Annotated in this window: 18 protein-coding genes and 2 pseudogenes; 6 read left to right on the plus strand and 14 right to left on the minus strand. The window is 63.3% G+C overall.

The window, feature by feature from the left end; all coding sequences use genetic code 11:
• Positions 1 to 454: 454 nt before the first annotated feature.
• A pseudogene (locus BPHY_RS44210) lies at positions 455 to 784 on the plus strand (ESPR domain-containing protein); the annotation flags it as partial.
• Positions 785 to 880: 96 nt separating this feature from the next.
• A pseudogene (locus BPHY_RS13105) lies at positions 881 to 3,427 on the plus strand (YadA family autotransporter adhesin); the annotation flags it as partial.
• 123 nt (positions 3,428 to 3,550) lie between these two features.
• Here the strand turns inward: BPHY_RS13105 and BPHY_RS13110 are convergent.
• From BPHY_RS13110 to BPHY_RS13150, 9 genes are all read right to left on the minus strand, one after another.
• Positions 3,551 to 3,973 carry a CopD family protein gene (locus BPHY_RS13110; protein WP_012401958.1) on the minus strand — a complete coding sequence of 141 codons (423 nt, stop codon included), beginning with the start codon at positions 3,971 to 3,973 and terminating at the stop codon, positions 3,551 to 3,553.
• Positions 3,974 to 3,999: 26 nt separating this feature from the next.
• Entirely contained in the window at positions 4,000 to 5,271 is a 1,272-nt protein-coding gene (locus tag BPHY_RS13115; RefSeq protein ID WP_012401959.1) for a glutamate-5-semialdehyde dehydrogenase, read from the minus strand.
• A gap of 222 nt (positions 5,272 to 5,493) precedes the next feature.
• On the minus strand, positions 5,494 to 6,621 hold the full coding sequence (gene holA / locus BPHY_RS13120) for a DNA polymerase III subunit delta (protein WP_012401960.1): 1,128 nt from the start codon (positions 6,619 to 6,621) through the stop codon (positions 5,494 to 5,496).
• Positions 6,622 to 6,663: 42 nt separating this feature from the next.
• Positions 6,664 to 7,215, minus strand: a complete 552-nt coding sequence (locus tag BPHY_RS13125) for an LPS-assembly lipoprotein LptE (protein WP_012401961.1) — start codon at positions 7,213 to 7,215, stop codon at positions 6,664 to 6,666.
• A gap of 40 nt (positions 7,216 to 7,255) precedes the next feature.
• The gene (leuS, locus tag BPHY_RS13130; RefSeq protein ID WP_012401962.1) at positions 7,256 to 9,850 is read right to left on the minus strand and encodes a leucine--tRNA ligase; all 2,595 of its coding nucleotides are present in this window, start codon (positions 9,848 to 9,850) and stop codon (positions 7,256 to 7,258) included.
• Positions 9,851 to 10,097: 247 nt separating this feature from the next.
• A complete protein-coding gene (locus BPHY_RS13135; RefSeq protein ID WP_012401963.1) occupies positions 10,098 to 10,574 on the minus strand; it encodes an ExbD/TolR family protein in 477 nt (158 codons plus the stop codon).
• Between the two features lie 56 nt (positions 10,575 to 10,630).
• Positions 10,631 to 11,383, minus strand: coding sequence for a MotA/TolQ/ExbB proton channel family protein (locus BPHY_RS13140; RefSeq protein ID WP_012401964.1), 753 nt, complete (start codon positions 11,381 to 11,383; stop codon positions 10,631 to 10,633).
• A 62-nt stretch (positions 11,384 to 11,445) separates the two neighbouring features.
• Positions 11,446 to 12,243 (minus strand): 4-hydroxy-tetrahydrodipicolinate reductase, encoded by a 798-nt coding sequence (dapB, locus tag BPHY_RS13145; RefSeq protein ID WP_012401965.1) that lies wholly within the window; start codon positions 12,241 to 12,243, stop codon positions 11,446 to 11,448.
• A 165-nt stretch (positions 12,244 to 12,408) separates the two neighbouring features.
• Positions 12,409 to 13,302: an outer membrane protein assembly factor BamE gene (locus BPHY_RS13150; protein ID WP_012401966.1), complete on the minus strand. Its 894-nt coding sequence runs from the start codon at positions 13,300 to 13,302 to the stop codon at positions 12,409 to 12,411.
• Positions 13,303 to 13,413: 111 nt separating this feature from the next.
• On the opposite strand from BPHY_RS13150, the gene fur reads away from it, so the two are divergent.
• The gene (fur, locus tag BPHY_RS13155) at positions 13,414 to 13,842 is read left to right on the plus strand and encodes a ferric iron uptake transcriptional regulator (RefSeq protein WP_012401967.1); all 429 of its coding nucleotides are present in this window, start codon (positions 13,414 to 13,416) and stop codon (positions 13,840 to 13,842) included.
• Positions 13,843 to 13,932: 90 nt separating this feature from the next.
• On the opposite strand, the gene BPHY_RS13160 is transcribed toward fur, so the two are convergent.
• The 3 genes from BPHY_RS13160 to BPHY_RS13170 form a co-directional block, all read right to left on the minus strand.
• Positions 13,933 to 14,445: an ureidoglycolate lyase gene (locus BPHY_RS13160; RefSeq protein WP_012401968.1), complete on the minus strand. Its 513-nt coding sequence runs from the start codon at positions 14,443 to 14,445 to the stop codon at positions 13,933 to 13,935.
• Positions 14,446 to 14,475: 30 nt separating this feature from the next.
• The gene (gene alc / locus BPHY_RS13165) at positions 14,476 to 15,486 is read right to left on the minus strand and encodes an allantoicase (protein ID WP_012401969.1); all 1,011 of its coding nucleotides are present in this window, start codon (positions 15,484 to 15,486) and stop codon (positions 14,476 to 14,478) included.
• Positions 15,487 to 15,594: 108 nt separating this feature from the next.
• Positions 15,595 to 16,923, minus strand: a complete 1,329-nt coding sequence (locus tag BPHY_RS13170; RefSeq protein WP_012401970.1) for a C4-dicarboxylate transporter DctA — start codon at positions 16,921 to 16,923, stop codon at positions 15,595 to 15,597.
• Positions 16,924 to 17,174: 251 nt separating this feature from the next.
• On the opposite strand from BPHY_RS13170, the gene BPHY_RS13175 reads away from it, so the two are divergent.
• Positions 17,175 to 17,867, plus strand: a complete 693-nt coding sequence (locus BPHY_RS13175) for a FadR/GntR family transcriptional regulator (protein WP_012401971.1) — start codon at positions 17,175 to 17,177, stop codon at positions 17,865 to 17,867.
• Between the two features lie 201 nt (positions 17,868 to 18,068).
• On the opposite strand, the gene gap is transcribed toward BPHY_RS13175, so the two are convergent.
• Together gap and tkt are read right to left on the minus strand one after the other, a co-directional pair.
• A complete protein-coding gene (gene gap / locus BPHY_RS13180; protein WP_012401972.1) occupies positions 18,069 to 19,079 on the minus strand; it encodes a type I glyceraldehyde-3-phosphate dehydrogenase in 1,011 nt (336 codons plus the stop codon).
• Between the two features lie 109 nt (positions 19,080 to 19,188).
• Positions 19,189 to 21,207, minus strand: a complete 2,019-nt coding sequence (gene tkt / locus BPHY_RS13185; RefSeq protein ID WP_012401973.1) for a transketolase — start codon at positions 21,205 to 21,207, stop codon at positions 19,189 to 19,191.
• A 609-nt stretch (positions 21,208 to 21,816) separates the two neighbouring features.
• On the opposite strand from tkt, the gene BPHY_RS13190 reads away from it, so the two are divergent.
• Positions 21,817 to 22,230, plus strand: coding sequence for a VOC family protein (locus BPHY_RS13190; RefSeq protein WP_012401974.1), 414 nt, complete (start codon positions 21,817 to 21,819; stop codon positions 22,228 to 22,230).
• Positions 22,231 to 22,249: 19 nt separating this feature from the next.
• Complete coding sequence (locus BPHY_RS13195) at positions 22,250 to 22,990, plus strand: 16S rRNA (uracil(1498)-N(3))-methyltransferase (protein ID WP_041763608.1); 741 nt, start codon at positions 22,250 to 22,252, stop codon at positions 22,988 to 22,990.
• The last annotated feature ends 117 nt before the right edge of the window (positions 22,991 to 23,107 follow it).

Raw genomic sequence — 23,107 nt, forward strand, 5'->3', positions numbered from 1 at the left:
AAACGCTCGCCGAGCCATTCAGCACTTTTTCCAGTGAGACTCGATGGGCTGCTGATAGCAGATAACCGAGATATTTTTAAGACATTTCCCATTAACTCTCCGAATTCAATTTCGTAAATTGGTCAGCATCGAAGGTGGATGTCGGAGAACGTCGAATTTGCGTGAAAACCCTTGAGTGAATCACTTCGTCAACTCAGGGAGATGGTTCGTTGCCCACATCAAGATGCAACACCTCGCACACAACGTTGACTGAATGATTGATGCGCTCACTGGCCAACGCCGGTTCTAAGCGTAGACAGCAGATCGCACACACCATGCCTTCTACTTCGTACTACTTATTTCCGTTTGCGGAACATTATCGAGCTCTCGTACAGGCAAGCGAGTTTCGCCTTTACATCCGCCCGAACCGTACGCACGGTCATTTTTTGCGTAACATCAATTACAGGATTGCAATATGAACAGGGCTTATCGGTCAGTCTGGAACAAGTCGACGGGGACTTGGGTTGCGGCGCAGGAGAACGCGAAAGGGCGTGGGAAGAAGAGTGTGAGGCGCGCAGTCATAGTCGCTGCGGCGGGTGCGGGCCTGGTAGCATCGATCGGGGTGCAAGCGGGCGCACTTGATGGCGGTACAGCGACTGGTTTGGGGGCGTCAGCTTATGGGTCAGGTGCCTATGCAGGCGCCGACAACGCACTGGCAGTCGGCGCTATGGCAACCGCGACGGGCTTCGAGTCAACAGCGATTGGAGGGCAAGCTACTGCCACCAATACGTTTGCTACTGCGGTGGGCACGTATGCAACAGCTACCGGGGCAAGCTCCACCGCGCTCGGCGATACGGCACAAGCCACGGCGGACTATGCGCTAGGGGCTGGAGCAAGTGCTGTGGCGTCGGCCTCGAGCGCCGTCGCGCTCGGATTTCATGCAAGTGCGACGACGGCAAACTCCGTTGCGCTGGGTTCGTACTCGGTGGCCAATTCGGCCACGCTGGGCACGGCGGGCTATAACCCGGGCAGCGGCACGCTGTCGGCGGCGACGGCCGCAGGTGGCGAAGTGTCGGTTGGCAAGGCGGGCGCGGAGCGCCGCATCACGAACGTGGCGGCGGGCCTGAACCCGACGGATGCGGTGAACGTGAGCCAGCTGCAATCGGAAGACGCGAAGGTGAACTCGGAAGGCGCAGCGACGGCAGCGGCGCTGGGCGGCGGTTCGACCTACAACTCGACGACGGGCGCGCTCACGAACCCGACATACGTGGTGGGTGGCAACACGTACAACAACGTCGGCGGCGCGATCAGCAACATCGATGCACGCACTACGCAGAATTCCAGCGACATCACCAACCTGACCACGGCTATCAACAGCGGTGAAGTCGGTCTGGTGCAGCAAGACCCGACGACCCGCAACATCACGGTCGCCGCGGCAACCGACGGTTCGATCGTCGATTTCACAGGCACCGCGGGTGCACGCAAGCTCACGGGCGTCGCAGCAGGCGCCGTCAACGCTTCGAGCCTCGATGCGGTCAACGGCTCGCAGCTCTATGGCGTGAGCCAGTCGGTCAGCAACGCGTTCGGCGGCGGCTCGACGGTGAACAGCGACGGCTCGATCTCGGCTCCGTCGTATGTGGTCGGCGGCACGACGGTGAACAACGTCGGCGGCGCGATCAGCAACATCGATGCACGCACCACGCAGAATTCCAGCGACATCACCAACCTGACCACGGCTATCAATAACGGTGAAGTCGGTCTGGTGCAGCAAGACCCGACGACCCGCAACATCACGGTCGCTGCGGCAACCGACGGTTCGATCGTCGACTTCACGGGCACGGCAGGCCAACGAATCCTGACGGGCATCGCAGCAGGCGCCGTCAACGCTTCGAGCTTCGACGCGATCAACGGTTCGCAGCTCTATGGCGTGAGCCAGTCGGTCAGCAACGCGTTCGGCGGCGGCTCGACGGTGAACAGCGATGGCTCGATCTCGGCTCCGTCCTATGTGGTCGGCGGCACGACGGTGAACAACGTCGGCGGCGCGATCAGCAACATCGATGCACGCACGACGCAGAACACCACAAACATCGACAACCTGACCACGCAGATCAACAGCGGCGCGGTCGGCCTCGTCCAGCAAGACCCGACGACGCAGAACATCACCGTCGCGGCCAGCACGGGCGGCTCGCTGATCGACGTGTCCGGCACGGCGGGTCCGCGTGTGATCACGGGTGTCGCAGCCGGCGCAGTGAACGCATCGAGCACCGATGCAATCAACGGCTCGCAGCTGTACAACGTGAGCAACTCGATGGCGAATGCGCTCGGCGGCGGCTCGACGGTCAATAGCGACGGCACAATCTCCGCGCCTACGTATGTGGTCGGCGGCACGACGGTCAACAACGTCGGCGGCGCGATCACGAACCTCGACTCGCGTGTGACGCAAAACACGTCCGACATCCAGAACATCTCGAACGGCCTGAACAGCGGCACGATCGGCATGGTTCAGCAAGATCAGACGACGCGCAACATCACGGTCGCGAAGGACACGGACGGTTCGGTGGTCGACTTCACGGGTACGGCGGGCACGCGCAAGCTGACGGGCATCACGGCCGGTGACGTGAACGCATCGAGCACGGACGCAGTGAACGGAGCCCAGTTGTACGCGACGAACGCTTCGATCGCCAACGCGATCGGCGGCGGCTCGACGGTAAACAGCGACGGCACGATCTCCGCTCCGACCTTCAACGTCGGCGGCACGACGGTCAACTCGATCGGCGACGCCGTCACGAACCTCGACGGCCGTGTGACGCAGAACACGTCGGATATCAACAGCATCAACAACACGCTGACCAGCATCACGACGGGCAACGCTGGCATCAAGTACTTCCACTCGAACTCGGAGCTGGCGGACTCGCAAGCGACGGGCGCGAATGCGGTCGCGATCGGCGGCAATGCGAAGGCGACGGCTGACAACTCGGTGGCGCTCGGTGCGAACTCTGTGGCAGATCGCGCGAATACGGTGTCGGTGGGCTCGAAGGGTAACGAGCGTCAGATCGCCAACGTCGCCGCGGGCACAGAAGGCACGGACGCCGTCAATGTCGACCAGTTGAACCAGACTGTCGCCAACGCGATGGGCAGCATGCCCGCCGGCATGAGCGCAAAGGACTACACGGACCAGCGCTTCAACTCGATGCAGAACACCGTGAACCAGGTTGCGAAGAACGCGTATGCAGGCGTGGCCGCCGCGATGGCCATGCCGAACCTGACGCCGTCCCAGCCGGGCAATACGGTCGTCGCAGCGGGTGCCGGCATGTACAAGAACGGCTCGGCGGTTGGCGTCGGTGCAACGTACCGCTCGCGTAACAGCAAGTGGTTGGTCAACGGTGCGGTGTCGGTGACGTCGACGGGCGACGCAGGCGTTCGCGCTCAAGTCGGCTACGAGTTCTAAGCCACTCGTGTGAGTCGGGTGTCCGAAGCTTCTGGCGCCCGACGACCAGAAGCACAAAGCCCGGTTTGCTGTTTCCAGCAAACCGGGCTTTTTACATGCGCTTCGCGAATCGAGACGGGGAAATCAGAATGGCTTGATTACCACTAACGCCACCGCCGCCAGCATCCCAAGCACGGGCAGCTCGTTGAACATCCGATACCACTTGTGCGAGCGCTTGTTCTCGCCACGCTCGAAGGTTCGCAGCAACACGCCAGAATACGCGTGATAAGCGATGAGCAGCACCACCACGCCGACCTTCGCGTGTATCCACCCCTCCCCGCTGCCGATGCCGATAACCAGCCAAAGCCACAATCCACACGCCAGCGCCGGCACGGCGATCAGCGTCATGAAGCGAAACAGCTTGCGCGCCATCAGCAACAGGCGTTTCACCGCCGCCGGATCAGTCTCCATCGCCAGATTCACAAAAATTCGCGGCAGGTAGAACAGACCCGCAAACCACGAAGCCACCAGAACGATGTGAAACGTCTTGATCCACAGCATCGCCATAATCTTGTTTTTCTCGATATTCGAATTTACTGACGGCCTTCCCCGTGGCCCAGCACGACATACTTCAGCGACGTCAGCCCTTCGAGACCGACGGGCCCGCGTGCGTGCAGCTTGTCGTTGGAAATGCCGATCTCGGCGCCCAGGCCGAACTCGAAGCCGTCCGCAAAACGCGTCGATGCGTTGACCATCACGCTCGCCGAGTCCACTTCGCGAAGGAAACGCATCGCGCGGTCGTGGTCTTCGGTGACGATGGCGTCGGTGTGGTGCGATCCATATTCGTTGATATGGCCGATTGCGTCGTCGATGCCGTCCACCACCTTCACCGCGAGCACGGGCGCGAGATACTCGGTGCGCCAGTCTTCTTCCGTCGCATCGACGAGCGGTGCGACGCCCGCCTCCGTCAGGACCGCGCGCGCAGCTGAATCGACGCGCAATTCGACCTCCTTCTCGCGATAGAGCTTGCCGAGCGCCGGCAGCACGTGTGCCGCAATGCCGCGCGCCACGAGCAATGTCTCCATCGTGTTGCACGTCCCGTAGCGATGCGTCTTCGCGTTGTCGCACACGTTCAGCGCCTTGGCGACATCCGCGCGGTCATCCACGTACACATGACAGATGCCGTCCAGATGCTTGATCATCGGCACGCGCGATTCTTCCATCAGCCGCGCGATTAGGCTCTTGCCGCCGCGCGGCACGATGACGTCGACGTAGTCGGTCATCGTAATCAGCTTGCCGACAGCGGCGCGGTCCGACGTCTCGACTACCTGCACCGCCTCCTGCGGCAAGCCCGCCTTGTCCAGCCCCTCGCCGATCAGCCTCGCGAGTGCCGTGTTGCATTCGAGCGCTTCCGATCCCCCGCGCAGGATGGTCGCGTTGCCGGACTTCAGGCATAGCGCTGCAGCATCGATCGTCACGTTCGGGCGGGACTCGTAGATGATGCCTATCACACCCAGCGGCACGCGCATCTGGCCGACCTGGATGCCGCTCGGCCGGAACTTGAGATTGCTGATTTCGCCGATCGGGTCGGCGAGCGCGGCCACCTGCCGCAATCCTTCGACCATCGTCTTCAGTGCCTTGTCCGACAGCGTCAAACGGTCGATGAAAGCGGCATCGTGCCCCTTGTCGCGTGCGCGTGCGAGGTCGCGTGCATTCGCTTGCCTGAGCGTATCCGCTTCCCGCTCGATGGCGACGGCCACGGCTTCGAGCGCGGCGTTCTTCGCTGCCGTCGAGGCGCGCGCCATCGCACGCGAAGCGTGGCGCGCACGGCGCCCGAGGTCGGTCATGTACTGGTCGATATCCATGGTGATTCCCATTGTGCCGCCCTGCCGCACGCGGCGACGCGTGCCGATGAAAGATGTGTCGATTGTATGCTGCGCGACCTTTGCGCGTTGCGCGGCGGCCTTTTCTGCCACAGGCCGGAAAAACCGCCGAGCCCCGCATCGGGACGTGACCGGCCGGTTGCGCGCGCCGCCTGCCAGAGGACCCGCGCGTTCCGGCGCGCGAACCGCAACGGATGCGACAGCCTAGGACGGACGGCGTAACGGCGCGCTTCGCGCTGACGGCGCCCGTCCGACCGGCGCCGCGTGCGTCTTCGGCGCCGGCGCCGCGGCGACCGTCAACGCAAGTTCGAACAGTCCCGCCCACGGATCGGGCGGCGGGTCATTGCGACGATCGCCTGGCGTGCCGCCCGACAGCCCCTTGACCTGCCGGTCGAGTCTGGCCGCGAGCGAGAGCGCCCGTTCCAGCGCGGCTTCCGTCACACGCGACAGCGCCGGACCGACGAGCCGTTCACGCGGCCCCCACACGCGGTTTTCACGCAAAAGCATGGCAAGCGGCTTGCCCGCATCGACGCCGCGCTTGATCCGCAGCAGCGTGCGGATTTCTTCGACGACGGCCCACAGCACCAGCACGGCTGCTTCGCCTTCGCCCTTCAGACCGTCAATCATGCGCGACAGACGGCCGACGTCGCCCGCGAGCATCGCTTCGTTGAGCTTGAACACGTCGTAGCGCGCGACGTTCAGCACCGCGTCGTGAACCTGTTCGAACGTCAATACGCCAGAGGGATACAGCAGCCCGAGCTTCTGGATCTCCTGATGCGCCGCGAGCAGATTGCCTTCGACGCGCTCCGCGATGAACTGCAACGCGCGCTTGCCGTCTTCACCTGGCGCAACTCGCTGATTCTGCGACGCGAGGCGCTGACTGATCCACCCAGGCAATTGCGCACGCTCGACGGGATCTATCTTCAGCGCGACGCCTGCGTCGGCCAGCGCAGTGAACCACGCGGCCTTTTGCGTCGCCGCGTCGAGACGCGGCAGCGTGACGAGCGTCAGCACGTCGGGGTTGGCGGCTGCGGCCAGAGTCTTGAGCGCGTCGGCGCCTTCCTTGCCGGGCTTGCCTGACGGAATGCGCAACTCGACAAGTTGCCGGTCGCCAAACAGCGACATCGACTGGCTCGCGCCGAGCAGCGAGCTCCAGTCGAAGCCGCGCTCCACCGTGAACACCGTGCGATCCGTGAAGCCGCCCGCACGCGCCGCCGCGCGGATGCGGTCGCACGCTTCCTGCGCGAGCAGATGCTCGTCGCCGTACACGATGTACAGACCGGCGAGACCTTTCGCGAGATGCGCTTCGAGCGCGTCAAGACGCAGTTGCATGGCGGCGGGTGACTGAGAGTGAAAGCGGGTCGAGTCGGTGGATCAAAGCGGTGGCGGCGGCAGCGGCGCGCGCGGCGAGATGCCCGGCACTTCCTGTCCCGGCGCCGGATGCAGCGACTTCACGACGGACAGACGCCGCATCAGCTGATCGACGGCGTCGTTCTGCATGTCGGCGTAGAGGATGTCCGCTTCGGAGGACTTCGCCTGCGAAAACTGATCGCTATAGGTCATCGCGCGATTCAGCGCGATCGAGCTGGGCGGAATCAGCAACGTGCCGTCCGCGCCGCGCAGCGTGTAGTTCAGCGAGTAATTCAGCGCGTACTCTTCCACCACGCCGAGCGAATTCAGCGTCAGCACGGCCGTTCCGCGCCCTTCCGAGATCGAGAGGATGGCATCGGCATTAGCCGGCGACGTCACGATCACCGTGTCGCTGCCACCCTGAACCAGGCGCGTCAGGCGTGCGGCGACGGCGCCCGACCCACCCGAGATGGCGAGGCGCTTGAACGCGTAGTCCTGCTGGCCGCGCAGCTGGAAGCCGCACGCGGACAGCAGCGCCGCGCTGCACGCCAGAGTCAAAAACGATCTGCGAGTCACATGAGCTCCTGGTTCGCAGTTAAGGCGATTGGCGCAGCCGTCAGACAACGACGTTCACGAGACGGCCCGGCACGACGATGACCTTCTTCGCTGGCTTGCCTTCGCTGAACTTCGCGAACATCTCGTGGGCGAGCGCGACGGCTTCGATCGCTTCGCGCGACGCGTCCTTCGCAACCGTCACGGCGCCGCGCACCTTGCCGTTCACCTGCAGCACAAGTTCGATTTCGCTTTGCTCCAGCGCTTTTTCGTCGACCTTCGGCCACGGTGCGTCGAGCAGCGAACCGAATTCGCCTTCGTAGCCGAGCTCACGCCACAGCTGGAACGTGACATGCGGCACGACCGGGTACAGCACCCGCAGCAGCACGCCGTACGTTTCGCGCAGCACGGCGGCGCTCGCGCCCTTTGCGCCTTCTATCGCGTTGAGCATCTTCATCGCCGCCGACACGACCGTGTTGTACTGCAAACGCTGATAGTCGAAGTCGGCCTGCTTCAGCACACTGTAGATTTCGCGGCGCAGCGTTTTCTCGGTGTCGGCGAGCTTCGCGGCGTCGAATGGAGCGCGCTCGGTGAGCGCAGTTTCGTTTGCCTGACCGAACGCCCACACGCGGCGCAGGAAGCGGCTCGCGCCTTCGACGCCCGCGCCCGACCACTCGAGTTGCTGTTCCGGCGGAGCGGCGAACATCGTGAACAGACGCGCGGTATCGGCGCCGTACTGGTCGATGAGCACCTGCGGGTCGACGCCGTTGTTCTTCGACTTCGACATCTTCTCGACGCCGCCGAGCACGACGGGCTGCCCGTCGGCGTTCAGCGTCGCGCCGACCGGGCGGCCTTTGTCGTCGTGCGTGACGGTGACGTCGGCCGGGTTGTACCAGGTCTTCTTGCCCGCGTCGTTTTCGCGGTAATAGGTTTCGTTGAGCACCATGCCCTGCGTGAGCAGGTTCTTGGCCGGCTCGCCGAATTTCACGATGCCCAGATCGCGGCAGACCTTTGCCCAGAAACGCGAGTAAAGCAGGTGAAGAATGGCGTGCTCGATGCCGCCGATGTATTGATCCATCGGCATCCAGTAATCGGTGCGCGCGTCGACCATCGTCTTCGCGTCGGGTGCCGCGTAGCGATAGAAGTACCAGGACGAATCGACGAACGTGTCCATCGTGTCGGTTTCACGCTTCGCGGCTGCGCCGCACGTCGGGCAGGTGCAGTTCAGAAACGCTTCCGACTTCGCGAGGGGATTGCCCGTGCCGTCCGGTACGAGGTCTTCCGGCAGCACGACGGGCAGATCCTTTTCCGGCACGGGCACGTCGCCACACGACGGGCAGTGGATAATCGGGATCGGCGTGCCCCAGTAGCGCTGGCGCGAGATGCCCCAGTCGCGCAGACGCCACGTGACCTGCTTCTCGCCGAGGCCGAGTGCTTTCAGATCGGCAGCGATCGCGTCGACGGCTTCGCCGTACTTGAGGCCGTCGTACTTGCCGCTATTGATCAGGACGCCGTTTTCCTTGTCGCCGTACGATTCCTGCCAGGCGTCCGTCGAGAACGTCTCGCCTTCAACGGCAACGACCTGCTTCACGGGAATGCCGTACTTCTTCACGAACGCGAAGTCTCGCTCGTCGTGCGCGGGCACGCCCATCACGGCACCTTCGCCGTAGCTCATCAGCACGTAGTTGCCGATCCAGACCTCGACCTTCTCCTGTGTCAGCGGATGCGTGACAAAAAAGCCTGTGGCCATGCCCTTCTTTTCCATCGTCGCCATGTCGGCTTCGGCGACGCCGCCGTGCTTGCATTCGTCGATGAACGACTGCAGGTCGGGACGCCCTTGCGCGAGGCGCGTCGCGAGCGGGTGCTCGGCGGCGACCGCGCAGAAGGTCACGCCCATGATCGTGTCGGCGCGCGTCGTGAACACGCGCAGCAGCTTTTGCTCGCCGTCCAGTTCGTACGGGAAGCCGAAGTTCACGCCGAAGCTCTTGCCGATCCAGTTCTGCTGCATCACCTTTACGCGCTCGGGCCAGCCGAGGCCGTCGAGATCGTTCAGCAGCTCATCTGCGTACTGCGTGATGCGCATGTAGTACATCGGGATTTCGCGCTTCTCGACGAGCGCGCCCGAGCGCCAGCCGCGGCCGTCGATCACCTGCTCGTTCGCGAGCACGGTCTGATCCACGGGGTCCCAGTTCACGGTGCCCGTCTTCTTGTACGCGATGCCCTTTTCCAGCATCTTCAGGAAGATCCACTGGTTCCACTTGTAGTAGTCCGGGCTGCAGGTGGCGACTTCGCGCGACCAGTCGATGGCGAGACCCATCGACTGCATCTGCTTCTTCATGTACGCGATGTTGTCGTACGTCCACTTCGCGGGCGGCACGCCGTTGGCCATCGCGGCGTTTTCGGCGGGCATGCCGAACGCGTCCCAGCCCATCGGCATCAGCGTGTTGTAGCCGTTCATCCGCAGATAGCGGTACATCACGTCATTGATCGTGTAATTGCGTACGTGCCCCATGTGCAGCTTGCCCGACGGATACGGCAGCATCGAAACGCAATAGAACTTGGGCTTGTCGGCCGTTTCCGTCGTTTTGTACGCGTCGGTGGCGCGCCATTGTCCTTGCGCGGCGGATTCGACGTCGGAGGGAACGTATTTTTCGTGCATGGTGTGATGGGATCGCTATTCGGTGCCGCTGTTCAGTGCGTCGGCACCGGCACGGTGCTCTGCGTGATGAAAGTCTTGTCGATCCCCTTTTCGTCAAGGGGAAAGGGCTGATTATACCGTTCGGCCGGGCTCACGCCGCGTGCGATTGAGTGGATGCGCTGCGCTTTGCGCGGCAATTGCACACCGATTGGACACGATCGAGGCTCGAAGCGGGGTGTTGGACCGCGCGTGTGCGGCTTGCCGCGGCTTACTGTGCCGCCGGTCCGGCGGCGGGCGCAGGCGAATTTCCCGCGGCGGCCGCACTGCCCGATGCCGGCGGCTCCGTCACGAAACCGATGCGCTCCAGTCCCGCCTGCTGCGCTGCGCCCATGACCTGCGCGATCACTTCGTAGCGCGTCGAGCGTTCGGCGCGCAGGTGGATTTCCGGCTGCTCCTTCTGTTTGCCCGCGTCGTTGAATTGCGCGCGCATCTGCTCGAGCGTGACGGGCTTGCCGTTCCAGTACAGCTTGCCCGCCGCGTCGATCGACAGCGTGATGGTCTGCGGCGTTTCGCGCGACTCGGCAGCCGCGACGCGCGGCAGATCCAGGCGGATTGCGTGCGTAAAGAGCGGCGCTGTGATGATGAAAATGACGAGCAGCACGAGCATCACGTCGATTAGCGGCGTCATGTTGATGTCCGCCATCGGCGCCGCCGTCTTGTGCCTGTCGAGTCCGCCGAATGCCATGTGCCGTGCCTCGCTCTCGCCGGTTGTGTGCTTGCGTGTGTGCTTGCGTGTGTGCGTTAGGCCTGCGTCCGCGCAGGCGAGCGTGCGCTGCCTTGGGCATCGCGCGGGTTGTCGCGCAAATCGCCGCGCCCGCCGCCGTGCGCTTCATCTGCAGGCGCGCACACGTACGCGTGCAGATCGTGGGCGAAGCCGTCGAGATCTTCCGACACCTGCCGCACCATCCGTCCAAGCACGTTATACGCAAGCACGGCAGGAATCGCGACGACGAGACCGAATGCCGTCATGATGAGCGCCTCCCCGACGGGCCCCGCGACGTTTTCGATCATTGCCTGACCGCTCTGCGCGATGCTGCCGAGCGCGTGATAAATGCCCCACACGGTGCCGAGCAGCCCGACGAACGGCGCCGTGCTGCCTATCGACGCGAGCAGCACCTGGCCGAATTCCAGCCGGCGCTGCGAGCGGTGCAACGCCTGGCGCAGCGCCCGCAGCACGCGTTCACTACGCTCGACGCGCGCGAGCAGCGCACCCGGCGTCTCGACTTCCGAAGCCTTCAGCGCCGCTTCTGCCAGCGGGGAAAAGATGCGTTCGCGATCCGCGAGACGCAGTGTCGCCACGCCTTCGGCCAGCGTCGGCGCCAGCCAGAACCGCGCGACAGCGCGCGGCCCTTGCCGCTTGGCGCGGCTCAGCATCCAGCTTTTGACGATCAGGAAGCACCAGCTCGCAATCGACATCGCCAGCAGCACATAGGCGACGCCATGCGTGATGGCATCGCTGGTTTGCAGATAGTGGATGATGCCGGTGTTTGCCATCGGACCTCGCCGGTCGCCGGGCCGTCGCGCCCCGGCGAGTGAAAACGTGATCGATGCAGGGCTTAACGCAAGCCCAGCACGTCCTGCATGTCGAACAGGCCGTTCGAGTGGCCTTCAAGGAAGCGCACCGCGCGCAACGCGCCTTGCGCGTACGACAGACGGCTCGCCGATTTGTGCGTGATTTCGATCCGCTCGCCGATGCCCGCGAACAGCACCGTGTGATCGCCGACGATATCGCCGCCGCGAATCGCCGAGAAGCCGATCGTGGACGGATCGCGCTCGCCCGTCACGCCTTCGCGTGCGTACACGGCGCAATCTTCGAGCTTGCGGCCGAGCGCGCCGGCGATCACTTCGCCCATCGTCAGCGCGGTGCCCGAAGGCGCATCCACCTTGTGGCGATGATGCGCCTCGATGATTTCGATGTCATAACCCTGCGAGAAATGGCGCGCGGCGAATTCGAGCAGCTTCATCGTGACGTTCACGCCGACGCTGAAGTTCGACGCGAACACGATGCCGGTTTTCTCCGACGCAGCGCGGATCCGCGCCTTCTGCGCGTCGTCGAAGCCCGTCGTGCCGATCACGAGCTTCGTGTTCGTGCGCAAGGCGGCTTCGATGTGCGCGAGCGTGCCGTCGGGGCGCGTGAAGTCGATCAGGTAGTCGGATTGCGCGAGCACGGCGTCGATGTCGTCCGACATCAGCACGCCCGTCTGTTTGCCCAGAAACGCACCGGCGTCCTGACCGAGTTGCGGAGCCCCGGTGCGGTCGAGCGCGCCCGACAGCTTGACTTCAGGATCGTTGAGAACGGTTTCGATGAGCATCCGGCCCATGCGGCCCGATGCGCCGGCGATGGCAATTTTCATGGGGTCATCCAGAAACAGCGCCTGTGCACAGCGCTGTCAGGCAGCGCGTGGATCGGCGACACAAGAAACGAAACTGGCACTGTATCGCGGCGACGGAGCGTCGCTGCGAGACGCATGATGGGTGGCCGACGGAATCGGCCGCCCATCATGTTACGGACAACGGAATCAGCCGCCCGTTCCCGTGCCCGTTTGTGCGGAAGATTGCGTCGATTTCGAGGCCGGGTCTTTCGACTGGCCATTGTTGCTTTCGGGACCGGTCGGACCGACGGGGTTGTCGCTCGGCACGCCCTGCATCTGCGGAGGCGGCGGACGCGTGAAGCGGAACTGCGGCTGGCCCGGCTCCGTCGAGTTTTGCGGAACGCCACCGTTCGACGGCGGCGTGTTCGCGCGCACCGACGGCGTCGTGCCCGGCGCGGGCGCCTGCACCGCGTTGGTCAGACGGTTCGCGGCCTGCGCGGCTTGCGCGTTCGGATCGATGGCGGGCAGATTGCCGGCCTGCGCGGCGTCCGACGTGGCCGAGCGGACCGTGTCGGGTGTCACCGCGGACGCCGGCGCCGCTGTTGCAGCAGGCGCGCTGGCCGCTCCCGTTGCGCTCGCGACGACGGGTGCAGCGGCCTTCTTCTTGCCGGTGCGGTCGCCGTCGATATCGGCGAGCAGTTCCAGGTTGGACGGCAGATCTTCGCCGCCCGACCAGCTCGCGACGCGGTCGCCGGTGAAGTTCACGATGAAGTCACGCTGCTGCACGATGGAAGTCGAGCCGCGCTTGAAATAGAACACGTAGTCCCAGCGGTCCGCGTGGAACATGTCCGTCAGGAGCGGGGTGCCGAGCACCTGCTTGACCTGCGCGCGGGACATGCCAACCTGCATCTGCGCAGCCGCTTCCTTCGACACGAAGTTCCCCTGAACGACGGTAATGCGGTACGGCGTGATGCTTTGGGCGACGCGCTGTGTCAGGCTGTCATACGTGGAACATCCAGCAAGTACCGCCACAGCCGCAGCGACGATCAAGGTACGCCGTATGCGGCTCCCCCGGTTGATCAATAGAGCTTTTGGAATCATTTCCCTCACCGTGCGGGCTTACCGAGCCGCGCGTGTTTCCGTGTAAGATGACCTGAACAGCAATTCACATTACTATTAGAACCCCGCATTGTACTCTAGGGATCCCTTGCCATGACCAATCCAACCGATCTGAAAAATATCGGACTCAAGGCGACCCTACCGCGCCTCAAGATTCTGGAAATCTTTCAGCACAGCCCGGTGCGCCATCTGACCGCCGAAGATGTCTACCGCAATCTGCTGCATGAAGAGCTGGATATCGGGCTCGCCACGGTGTATCGCGTGCTCACGCAGTTCGAGCAGGCAGGTTTGCTGTCGCGTAGCAACTTCGAGTCGGGTAAAGCCGTTTTTGAGCTGAACGAAGGGACGCACCATGACCATCTGGTGTGTATCGACTGCGGTCTCGTCGAAGAATTTTTCGACCCCGAAATCGAAAATCGCCAGCAGGCGATCGCGAAAGAACGCGGCTTCAAGCTCCAGGAACACGCGCTCGCGCTCTACGGCGCGTGCACGAAGGACAAGTGTCCGCACCGCAAGCATTGACGCATTTTCAGTAAGAAGCAGAAAGGCCCGGCTGATGAGAATCAACCGGGCCTTTTGCTTTCCCTCGCTTACCGGGAGGCAACGACGCGACTAGACAGCAAGCATCTCGAACGATTCGCGCTCCAGCCGCCATGCCTGCGGCAACGCCAATTCATCGCAATTCGGCCCTTCTCCGCCGCGATCGACGACGAGAAAATCGCTCACCCGCCCGAGCGCCAACAGCGGGTGATGCCAGACGCCCTTCGCGTAGTTGACGCCCTGCCAGCCGTGCGTCGAGAACGCTTTCAGCTTCGACTGATCGAGTTCGCCGGCGGGTGCGACCACGATTAGATACGGCGCATCCGACAACGGCACGAACGCCTGGCTGCCGAGGGGATGCCGCTCCATCATTGCGATGTCGATCGGCCATGCGCGCGGCTGCGCGCGAAACACGTTGATCAGCGGACGCCCGCCTTGCGTGCCCACATCGACTTTGGCCAGATCGTGATAACGCTCGGTCGTGCCCTCGTTGATCGGGTAGTGGCGTGCGCCGTCCAGTTCGATCACGTCGCCGAATGGAGCGAATGCTTCGCGCGTCAGGCGCTCGATGCGCAGAGTGTTCATGCCCTTCTCCGTCGATCCGTGCAGTACGCGTTACTCGGGTTCGCCCCACAGACGCAGCCGCGATACGCCGCCATCCGGGTAGATGTTGAAGCGCACGTGCGTCACGCGACCGAGCGCGGCCAATTCCGCGCTGAACGTATGGACGTTGTCCATCGACAGCTTCTGTTCGGGCAGCAGCACGGGCCAGAACATCGCTTGCGTGACGAGCGAATCGTCGGTGCCGCCCGTGACGGAGGCAGCCTGCAGCGAGCAGCGATCCGGGAAGTTGCCCTTGAAGTGCGCCGTGTCGACTTCGACCTTGCGAATCACGCCCGGTCGCGCAAGCGCGACGATCGCCCAGTCGTTGCCCGGTTCGCGGCGGCGGCGTGTTTCCCAGCCGTCGCCCATGTTCACGCCGCGGCCCGGCATCAGCATTTGCGATGCAGGTCCGAAATGCTGGTTGTTGGCGGCAACGAGATAGGCGCCGTTTTCAACCGCGGCCAGATCGATCAGACCGCCGCGCCCGGTGCCCTCCCAGTCGCGCTTCGGCTGCCCATACACACGCAGACGCGCGAGGCCGCCGTCCGGAAACAGGTTCACACGCAGATGCGTGAACGCGCGCGTGTCGCTCACGTCGACATAGTGATGCTGATTGCCTTCGAGCGTCGTCGCCGGGACGATGGTTTGCCAGTCGGCGTTATCGGCGGGAGTGTCGTCGTTCGAATAGCAGGCCTCGATCGATGCCGCCGGCGGGAAATTGCCCGTGAAGTGGCTCGTGTCGAGATCGACGCCATGCACGACGCCCGGTCGCGCCAGACGCACGACGCAGTAGTCGTGGCCCGTCGTGCGCTTGCGGCGCGTCTCCCAGCCGTCCATCCACTTGCCGTGGTCGTCGTATTTGCCTGGGATGAAAACGGCAGGCTGCGGGTCGAGCATCCGCTCCTTCGGCGCGAAGAATTCGTCGCTGGCGAAAAGCGCCTTGGCGCCCAGCCGTGGATCGGCGAGATTCATGTAGCGGCGCGTGAAGGCGGGTGCGTTCGGATCGAGAATCGGGTTAGCCATGATCGGTGCAGTCTTCGGTCAATTGAGGTGCGATTGAGTTAAATGGCGGCGGACCGTCGCGGTCCGCCGCGTTGCCACTGGTGGTCGGTCAGATGGCGGAAAGCGTTATCAGACGGCGTGCGCCGGGTTCGCGTGGCCCGTCTCGCCGTCGAGATCGGTGCTGGTCGGCACGAAGCGCAACTCGCTGTCGAGATTGAGCACCCGGCGGGCGCGTGCCTTGTCGATGTCGTTCTCCCATACGGCGACGACGACGGTTGCAACGCAGTTACCGATCAGATTGGTCAGCGCGCGAGCGATGCCGACGAACCAGTCGACGGGCAGAATCAGCACGAGGCCGAGGACGGGAATCGCGGGAATCGCGGAGAGCGTCGCGGCGAGAATCACGATGGCTGAGCCGGGAATGCCGTGCGCGCCCTTCGACGTCACCAACGACACAAGCACGACGACGATCAGATCGTGCGTCGAAAGCGGCGTGTTCGTCGCCTGCGCGATGAAGATGACGGCGAGCGTCAGATAGATCGAAAAGCCGTCGAGGTTGAACGAGTAGCCTGTCGGAATCACGAGACCGACCGTCGAATCCTTTACGCCCATCCATTCGAGCTTGCGCATGATTTGCGGCAGCACGGCGTCCGACGAAGCGGTGCCAAGCACGATGGACAGCTCTTCGCGCAAATAGCGAATCAGCTTGAACACGCTGAAGCCAGCCAGACGCATCACGACGCCGAGCACGACGACCACGAACACGAAGCAGCTCGCGTAGAACACGACGACGAGCATGCCGAGCTGCTTGAGCGACGCGATGCCATACGTGCCCGTCGTGAAAGCGATGGCACCCAGCACGCCGAGCGGCGCGAGCTTGATGATAAAGCTCATCACGCGGAAGAACACTTGCGCGAGTTCGTCGATCAGGCCGTTGACGCGCTGCACGCGCGGCCCGAGCAGCGACAGCGCCGAGCCGACCAGTACGGAGAACACGAGAATCTGCAGGATGTCGCCCTTGGCGAAGGCATCGATCGCGGTTTCGGGGATGATCTTGAGCAGGAAGCCCGCTGTGTCCTTGAGGCTTTTCGCGTGCTCGGTGTATGACGCGAGCGACCCGGGATCGAGCGAATGAAGATCGATGTTCATGCCGACGCCGGGGCGCGTCGCATACGCGAGCACCGCGCCGATCACGAGCGCGATCGTCGTCATGATCTCGAAGTACACGACGGCCTTCAGGCCGACGCGCCCTACTTTCTTCAGATCGCCCGCGTGCGCCATGCCGCTGACGACGACGCAGAACACGATCGGACCGATCACCATTTTGATCAGCTTGAGGAAGCCGTCGCCCAATGGACGCAGCGACTGTGCGAAATGCGGAAACAGCGCGCCGATCACGATGCCCGCCACGAGAGCGATCACCACCCGGCCAAACAGCGAATTGAAGAACTTCAACACGGCTTTCTCCCGGTCACGAATTGGGTCAGCAGCACGCTTATCCGACCCGCAATCATACCGGTCTGACCAGTGCTGTTATGGCGAATAGTAGGCAGCCGATATAGTGAGGTCAAGGATTGACAGGGCAGTGTTTACCCGTGCTGGTCTGACCGGCCTTCTTCCGTGCGATTGGCGACAGAATACGGTTTGCACGTTCGGCACGAAGCCGTTCTAGAATACTGGTCAGACCGCACCGAACCGCCGCCGAGATCATGAAAAACGTCCCGCATACCGTCACTGACGCTGCCATCGCGACGATCCGCGAGAGGATCGAAGGCGGCGCTTATCCTGTTGGGAGCCTGTTGCCGGCGCAGCGGCAGTTGTCGGAAGAAATGGACATCAGCCGGGCGTCCCTGCGTGAGGCGCTATCGACGCTCGAAGCGCTCGGCATGCTGACGATTCGCCCTGGGAAGGGCGTGTATGTGCAATCGACGAAGGCGTCGTCCGCCCATCCGTGGCGGTTTGCGGATCAGTCGTCGTTGCCGGATACGTATCAGATGCGGTTTGCGCTGGAGGGTTTTGTCGCGAGAATGGCTGCGCTCGCTATTGGCGACGACGATGTTGTATGGTTTGAAGACAATATCGCTGCTTTGCAGGTCGCATTGACCAATGGCGATCTCGACGATGCCGCTCAGCTCGATTTCGACTTTCATATGCGCATCGTGGCGATTGCTGGCAATGCTGCCATCGAGTCGATCTTGCGCAGCAGCGCTGACATTATGAAAGAGAGTCAGCGGATGCCGTTTTATCGACGCGAGCTCGTGCTGTCCACTTATCACGAGCATCGCGAGATTCTTGACGCGCTGAAGGCGCGTAATCCTCACGCTGCCGGGCTTGCTATCGAGAAGCACATTGCTAATGCTGCCCAACGAGCCGGGGTTTATTTTCCTACGCCACAGGTGTGAGTTTCTTTGTCCGCGACGCAGTCGCCATTCCGGGGTTTCGCTGCGGTTTTTTCGCGGGCATCCGCGTTGTGTTATCGGGTTGCCAGGGTTGCCAAGGTTGCCCTTGCGCGGGCCGGCACTGGCTTTCTTGCCGCGACCGGGTCGCAGACAAAAAAAAAGGCCGCCCAAACGAGCGACCTTCCCGCTGAGGCGAAAAAACCCTTACTTCGCGTTAGCAAACGCAACGGCAGTATCCAGCATGCGGTTCGAGAAACCCCACTCGTTGTCGTACCAGCTCGACACCTTCACCAGACGGCCCGACACCTTGGTGAGCGTCGCGTCAAACGTCGACGAAGCCGGGTTGTGGTTGAAGTCGATCGACACCAGCGGCGCCGAGTTGTAGCCCAGGATGCCCTTCAGCGCGCCTTCCGATGCTTCCTTCATGATCGCATTGACTTCATCGACGGTCGTGTCGCGCTTGGCGATAAACGACAGGTCGACGATCGACACGTTGATCGTCGGGACGCGAATCGCGTAGCCGTCCAGCTTGCCGTTCAGTTCCGGCAACACGAGACCGACGGCCGATGCAGCGCCCGTCTTCGTCGGGATCTGGCTGTGCGTGGCCGAGCGCGCACGGCGCAGGTCTTCGTGGTACACGTCCGTCAGAACCTGGTCGTTCGTGTACGCGTGGATGGTGGTCATCAGGCCCGTTTCCAGGCCGATCTTGTCGTTCAGCGGCTTGACGAGCGGCGCGAGGCAGTTCGTCGTGCACGATGCGTTCGAGATGACCGTGTGCTCAGCCTTCAGCACGTTGTGGTTCACGCCGTAGACGATCGTCGCGTCGACGTCCTTGCCGCCCGGCGCCGAGATGATCACCTTCTTCGCGCCGCCCTTGATGTGCGCGCTCGCCTTTTCCTTCGTCGTGAAAAAGCCCGTGCACTCCATCACGACGTCGACGCCCAGTTCGCCCCACGGCAGTTCGGCCGGGTTGCGGTTGGCCAGCACGCGAATCTTGTCGCCGTTGACGATCAGGTTCTCACCGTCGACGCTCACTTCGCCCGGGAACTTGCCATGCGCCGTGTCGTACTGCGTCAGGTGAGCGTTGGTCTTGGCATCGCCGAGGTCGTTGATCGCGACGATCTCGAGATCGTGCTTCTTGCCGTTTTCATAGAAGGCGCGCAGCGTGTTGCGGCCGATCCGGCCATAGCCGTTGATTGCGACGCGAATCGTCATGTTCTATCTCCTGATGGCTGAAAAAATTCTTCCGTGATGCGCGGCTAGTGCGCCTCGTAGCATTCATGCGCGCCGCCCGAAACGCGGCGCGCACGACGCGCTGCGCGCCTTAGCCGAGTGCGGCCTTGGCCGTCTCGACAACCTTCTCGACGGTGAAACCGAAATACTTGAAGAGCGCGCCTGCGGGAGCCGATTCGCCGAACACGTCGATACCGACGACGCCGCCTTCCAGGCCCACGTACTTGCGCCAGAAATCCGTGACGCCCGCTTCGATCGCGACGCGGCGCACGCCATGCGGCAGCACACGCTCACGGTACTCGGCATCCTGCTTGTCGAAGGTAGTCGTGGACGGCATCGATACGACGCGCGCCGCAATGCCTTCGCGTGCGAGCGCTTCGACCGACTTCATCGCCAGTTCCACTTCCGACCCCGTCGCAATCAGGATGATCTTGCGCGCAGGAATGTCGTCGTTCCAGTCCTTCAGCACGTAGCCGCCCTTCGCGATGTTGGCGATCTGCGCGTCGGTGCGCGGGTTGAACGCGAGGTTCTGACGGCTGAAGATCAGGCACGACGGGCCCTGATGTTCGACAGCCTGCGTCCACGCGACAGCCGTTTCGACGGTATCCGCCGGACGCCACACCTGCATGTGCGGAATCAGGCGCAGGCTCGCGACATGTTCGATCGACTGGTGCGTCGGACCGTCTTCGCCGAGGCCGATCGAGTCGTGCGTGAACACGAAAATGGACGGCGACTTCATCAGCGCGGCGACGCGCAGCGCATTGCGGCTGTAGTCCGAGAACGTCAGGAACGTGCCGCCGAACGCCTTATGGCCGCCATGCACCGCGAGGCCGTTAATGGCCGCGCTCATGCCGAATTCGCGCACGCCGTAGTTGACGTAATTGCCCGCCGCGCCGTTTTCGCCGACGCGCACGTACTTTGCCGCCTTCCAGTTCGTGAGGTTCGAGCCCGTCAGGTCGGCCGAACCGCCGACCAGTTCCGGCAGCACGGCGGAGAGGCCTTCGATGGCCTGCTGCGACGCCTTGCGGGTCGCGATGGTTTCAGCGCGCTCGTTCGCGCCGGCGATAATCGCCTGCGCCTTTTCCGCCCAGTCGGCGGGAAGCTTGTTCGCCATGCGGCGCTCGAAGTCGGCGGCTTCCTGCGAATACTTCGCACGATAAGCCGCGAACGCGTCGTTCCATTCGCCTTCGATCTTCGCGCCCTTCTCCTTCGCGTCCCACGCTGCGTAGACTTCCTGCGGGATCACGAACGGCGGGTAGTTCCAGCCGAGCTTCTCGCGCGTGGCCGCGACTTCCTTGTCGCCCAGCGCAGCGCCGTGCACGTCGTGCGAGCCGGCCTTGTTCGGCGAACCTTCGCCGATCACGGTCTTACAGCAGATCAGCGTCGGCTTGTCAGACTGCTTCGCCTTCTTGATGGCTGCGTCGACGGCTTCGACGTCATGGCCGATCACGCCCGGAATCACGTTCCAGCCATACGCTTCAAAGCGCTTCGGCGTGTCGTCGTGGAACCAGTGAACGACGTCGCCGTCGATGGAGATACCGTTGTCGTCGTAGAACGCGATCAGCTTGTTCAGCTTCAGCACGCCAGCCAGCGAGCAGGCTTCGTGCGAAATGCCTTCCATCAGGCAGCCGTCGCCGACGAACACGTACGTGTGGTGATCGACGATCTTCGCGTCGGCCTTGTTGAATTCGTTCGCAAGCAGCGATTCCGCGAGCGCCATGCCGACTGCGTTCGCGAGACCCTGGCCGAGCGGGCCCGTGGTCGTCTCGACGCCCGGGGTGATGCCGTATTCCGGATGGCCCGGCGTTTTCGAGTGCAGCTGGCGGAAGTTCTTCAGCTCCTCCATCGGCAGGTCGTAGCCCGTCAGATGGAGCAGCGAATACAGCAGCATCGAGCCGTGACCGTTTGACAGCACGAAGCGGTCGCGATCGGCCCAACGCGGGTTCCTAGGGTTGTGACGCAGGTGCCGCGACCAGAGCGCCACGCCGATCTCGGCCATGCCCATCGGCATGCCGGGGTGACCGGAGTTCGCTGCTTGAACAGCATCCATGGACAGCGCGCGAATCGCGTTGGCCATCAGGGAGGTAGGGGCGGGAGACGGGGTCGTCATGTCGATTCCGGAGAATGGTCCAAAAAGCGGGGCGCCGATGGTGGTCCGGAAGCCTGCGGCCAATCTGCTTCGGCGCACGGTGCGGCGCCGGGAGACGCGAGGCGGGCAGAGCAAACGGACAGGGCTGCAAAGCGGGATATTCTAACAGATAGCCGGCCTTGTCTTCGGCCATAGACGGGCGTCTGGCAGCGGTCCCGCGCCGCCGAACCCGCTGCCGGCGGCGCGCCGGGCGGTGTCTGCGCGGCTCGTCGGGGCACGATCGGGCGACCGCCAGCCAGGTTGCCGCGCAGCGCCGTACCGGACGATCGCCAGAACTTTTGCGGCGAAATCGGGATCTCTCCATGCGCAGTCCGATCAGCGAACCGACGGATCAGCACGCTTTTCCCGGCGTGGAACTGCGAGAATCCCGCCACGCGCGAAGCGTAAAATATCGCCGGACATGCGATCACTCGCCTTTCGTCGCGTCTTGGGCGATAAACTAAGCCGATTCTTAGAGCGTTGGCTGTGAGACTGCTGCAAAATTCGTCGCTTCGTCGGCACCGAGCGCCGCAAGGCAACCGCGGTAGCGAAGGCGATGGCATACCGACCCAACGGTTTCAGGAGAGTTCGATGACTGCCCCACGCCCAGCCGGAGTGCCGTGGCTGACACCGTATCTGACGGTTCGCGACGCGCGCACTTCGATCGCGTTCTTCGAGGCAGCGTTTGGTTTCCGCATCCGGGACAGCGTGCACGACGACGGCGTTGTCATGCACGTCGAAATGACCTATCGGGACCAGCTGATTGTGATGTTTGCGCCGGAAGGCGCGTTCGGCTCGACGGCTCAAACACCGAAAAGCGCAGCTACCACGGCCCCTCAATCGTTTTACCTCTACGTCGACAATGTCGATACGGTCTACGCGCGCGCCATCGCGGCCGGCGCCAGGTCGCTCAGCGAACCGCAAGATCAGTTCTGGGGCGACCGTTTTGCCCAGATCGAAGATCTCGACGGCTACCGCTGGGCGTTAGCCTGCCATCTGTCTTGAGTGAATGAGAACTTTCCTTATGCCTCGCTTCTTCGTCGGTACCCCGTTTAAGACCGACGACATTGTTTCCTTGCCGGATGAAGTCAACCGGCACGTCCGCGTCCTGCGGCTGCAACCGGGCGACACCGTCAGCCTGTTTAATGGCGACGGCGGCGAGTACGGCGCTGAAATCGTCGATATGGATCGACATGGAACGATCGTGCGCATCGTCGGATTTCGCGACATCGAATGCGAACCGCCGTACCGGCTGACGCTCGCCCAAGGTATCGCGGGTAGCGACAAGATGGACTGGCTGATCGAAAAGGCTACCGAACTGGGCGCGTGCGAATTCGTGCCGCTCACCACGACTCGCAGCGTCGTGCGGCTCGCCGGCGAGCGCGCGCAACGCCGCCAGGTTCATTGGCAGCGGATCGTGCAGGCGTCCTGCGAACAGTGCGGCCGCAATCGCCTGCCCCAAGTCATGCCGACGCGCGAACTGGCCACCTGGCTCAGCACGATGCCGAAGGAGCCTGTCGACGGCGAACTGCGCCTGCTGCTGTCGCCGCGTGCGAGCGTGCCGTTTTCCGCGCTGCCTGTCGAGCCGCCGAAGGTGCGTGCGCTGGTACTGGTCGGCCCGGAAGGCGGCTTTTCGGCTGCTGAAGAAGCAGCAGCAGCGGCTCACGGCTTCACGGCTGTCGGCCTCGGCCCACGCGTGCTGCGTACCGAAACGGCCGGCATTGCGGTGCTGTCCGCACTGGCTGCGCGCTGGGGCGGCTGGTAAGCGGCGCTTCGGCGCTTGCACCACCACAACGAAGCCCGACTGAAATGCAAAAGGCCCGCCTGTTTCCGGCGGGCCTTTCTTTTTTATTGCAGATCAGACGAAAACCGTCGAACCGCG

This window comes from Paraburkholderia phymatum STM815 (assembly GCF_000020045.1).
Taxonomy (GTDB): Bacteria; Pseudomonadota; Gammaproteobacteria; order Burkholderiales; family Burkholderiaceae; genus Paraburkholderia; species Paraburkholderia phymatum.

Bases quoted from the DNA above. Each gene is read 5' to 3' on its own strand.
- BPHY_RS13110 (WP_012401958.1), bottom strand. From the start codon at position 3,973: ATGGCGATGCTGTGGATCAAGACGTTTCACATCGTTCTGGTGGCTTCG.
- BPHY_RS13115 (WP_012401959.1), bottom strand. From the start codon at position 5,271: ATGGATATCGACCAGTACATGACCGACCTCGGGCGCCGTGCGCGCCAC.
- holA (WP_012401960.1), bottom strand. From the start codon at position 6,621: ATGCAACTGCGTCTTGACGCGCTCGAAGCGCATCTCGCGAAAGGTCTC.
- leuS (WP_012401962.1), bottom strand. From the start codon at position 9,850: ATGCACGAAAAATACGTTCCCTCCGACGTCGAATCCGCCGCGCAAGGA.
- BPHY_RS13135 (WP_012401963.1), bottom strand. From the start codon at position 10,574: ATGGCATTCGGCGGACTCGACAGGCACAAGACGGCGGCGCCGATGGCG.
- BPHY_RS13140 (WP_012401964.1), bottom strand. From the start codon at position 11,383: ATGGCAAACACCGGCATCATCCACTATCTGCAAACCAGCGATGCCATC.
- dapB (WP_012401965.1), bottom strand. From the start codon at position 12,243: ATGAAAATTGCCATCGCCGGCGCATCGGGCCGCATGGGCCGGATGCTC.
- BPHY_RS13150 (WP_012401966.1), bottom strand. From the start codon at position 13,302: ATGATTCCAAAAGCTCTATTGATCAACCGGGGGAGCCGCATACGGCGT.
- fur (WP_012401967.1), top strand. From the start codon at position 13,414: ATGACCAATCCAACCGATCTGAAAAATATCGGACTCAAGGCGACCCTA.
- BPHY_RS13160 (WP_012401968.1), bottom strand. From the start codon at position 14,445: ATGAACACTCTGCGCATCGAGCGCCTGACGCGCGAAGCATTCGCTCCA.
- alc (WP_012401969.1), bottom strand. From the start codon at position 15,486: ATGGCTAACCCGATTCTCGATCCGAACGCACCCGCCTTCACGCGCCGC.
- BPHY_RS13175 (WP_012401971.1), top strand. From the start codon at position 17,175: ATGAAAAACGTCCCGCATACCGTCACTGACGCTGCCATCGCGACGATC.
- gap (WP_012401972.1), bottom strand. From the start codon at position 19,079: ATGACGATTCGCGTCGCAATCAACGGCTATGGCCGGATCGGCCGCAAC.
- tkt (WP_012401973.1), bottom strand. From the start codon at position 21,207: ATGACGACCCCGTCTCCCGCCCCTACCTCCCTGATGGCCAACGCGATT.
- BPHY_RS13190 (WP_012401974.1), top strand. From the start codon at position 21,817: ATGACTGCCCCACGCCCAGCCGGAGTGCCGTGGCTGACACCGTATCTG.
- BPHY_RS13195 (WP_041763608.1), top strand. From the start codon at position 22,250: ATGCCTCGCTTCTTCGTCGGTACCCCGTTTAAGACCGACGACATTGTT.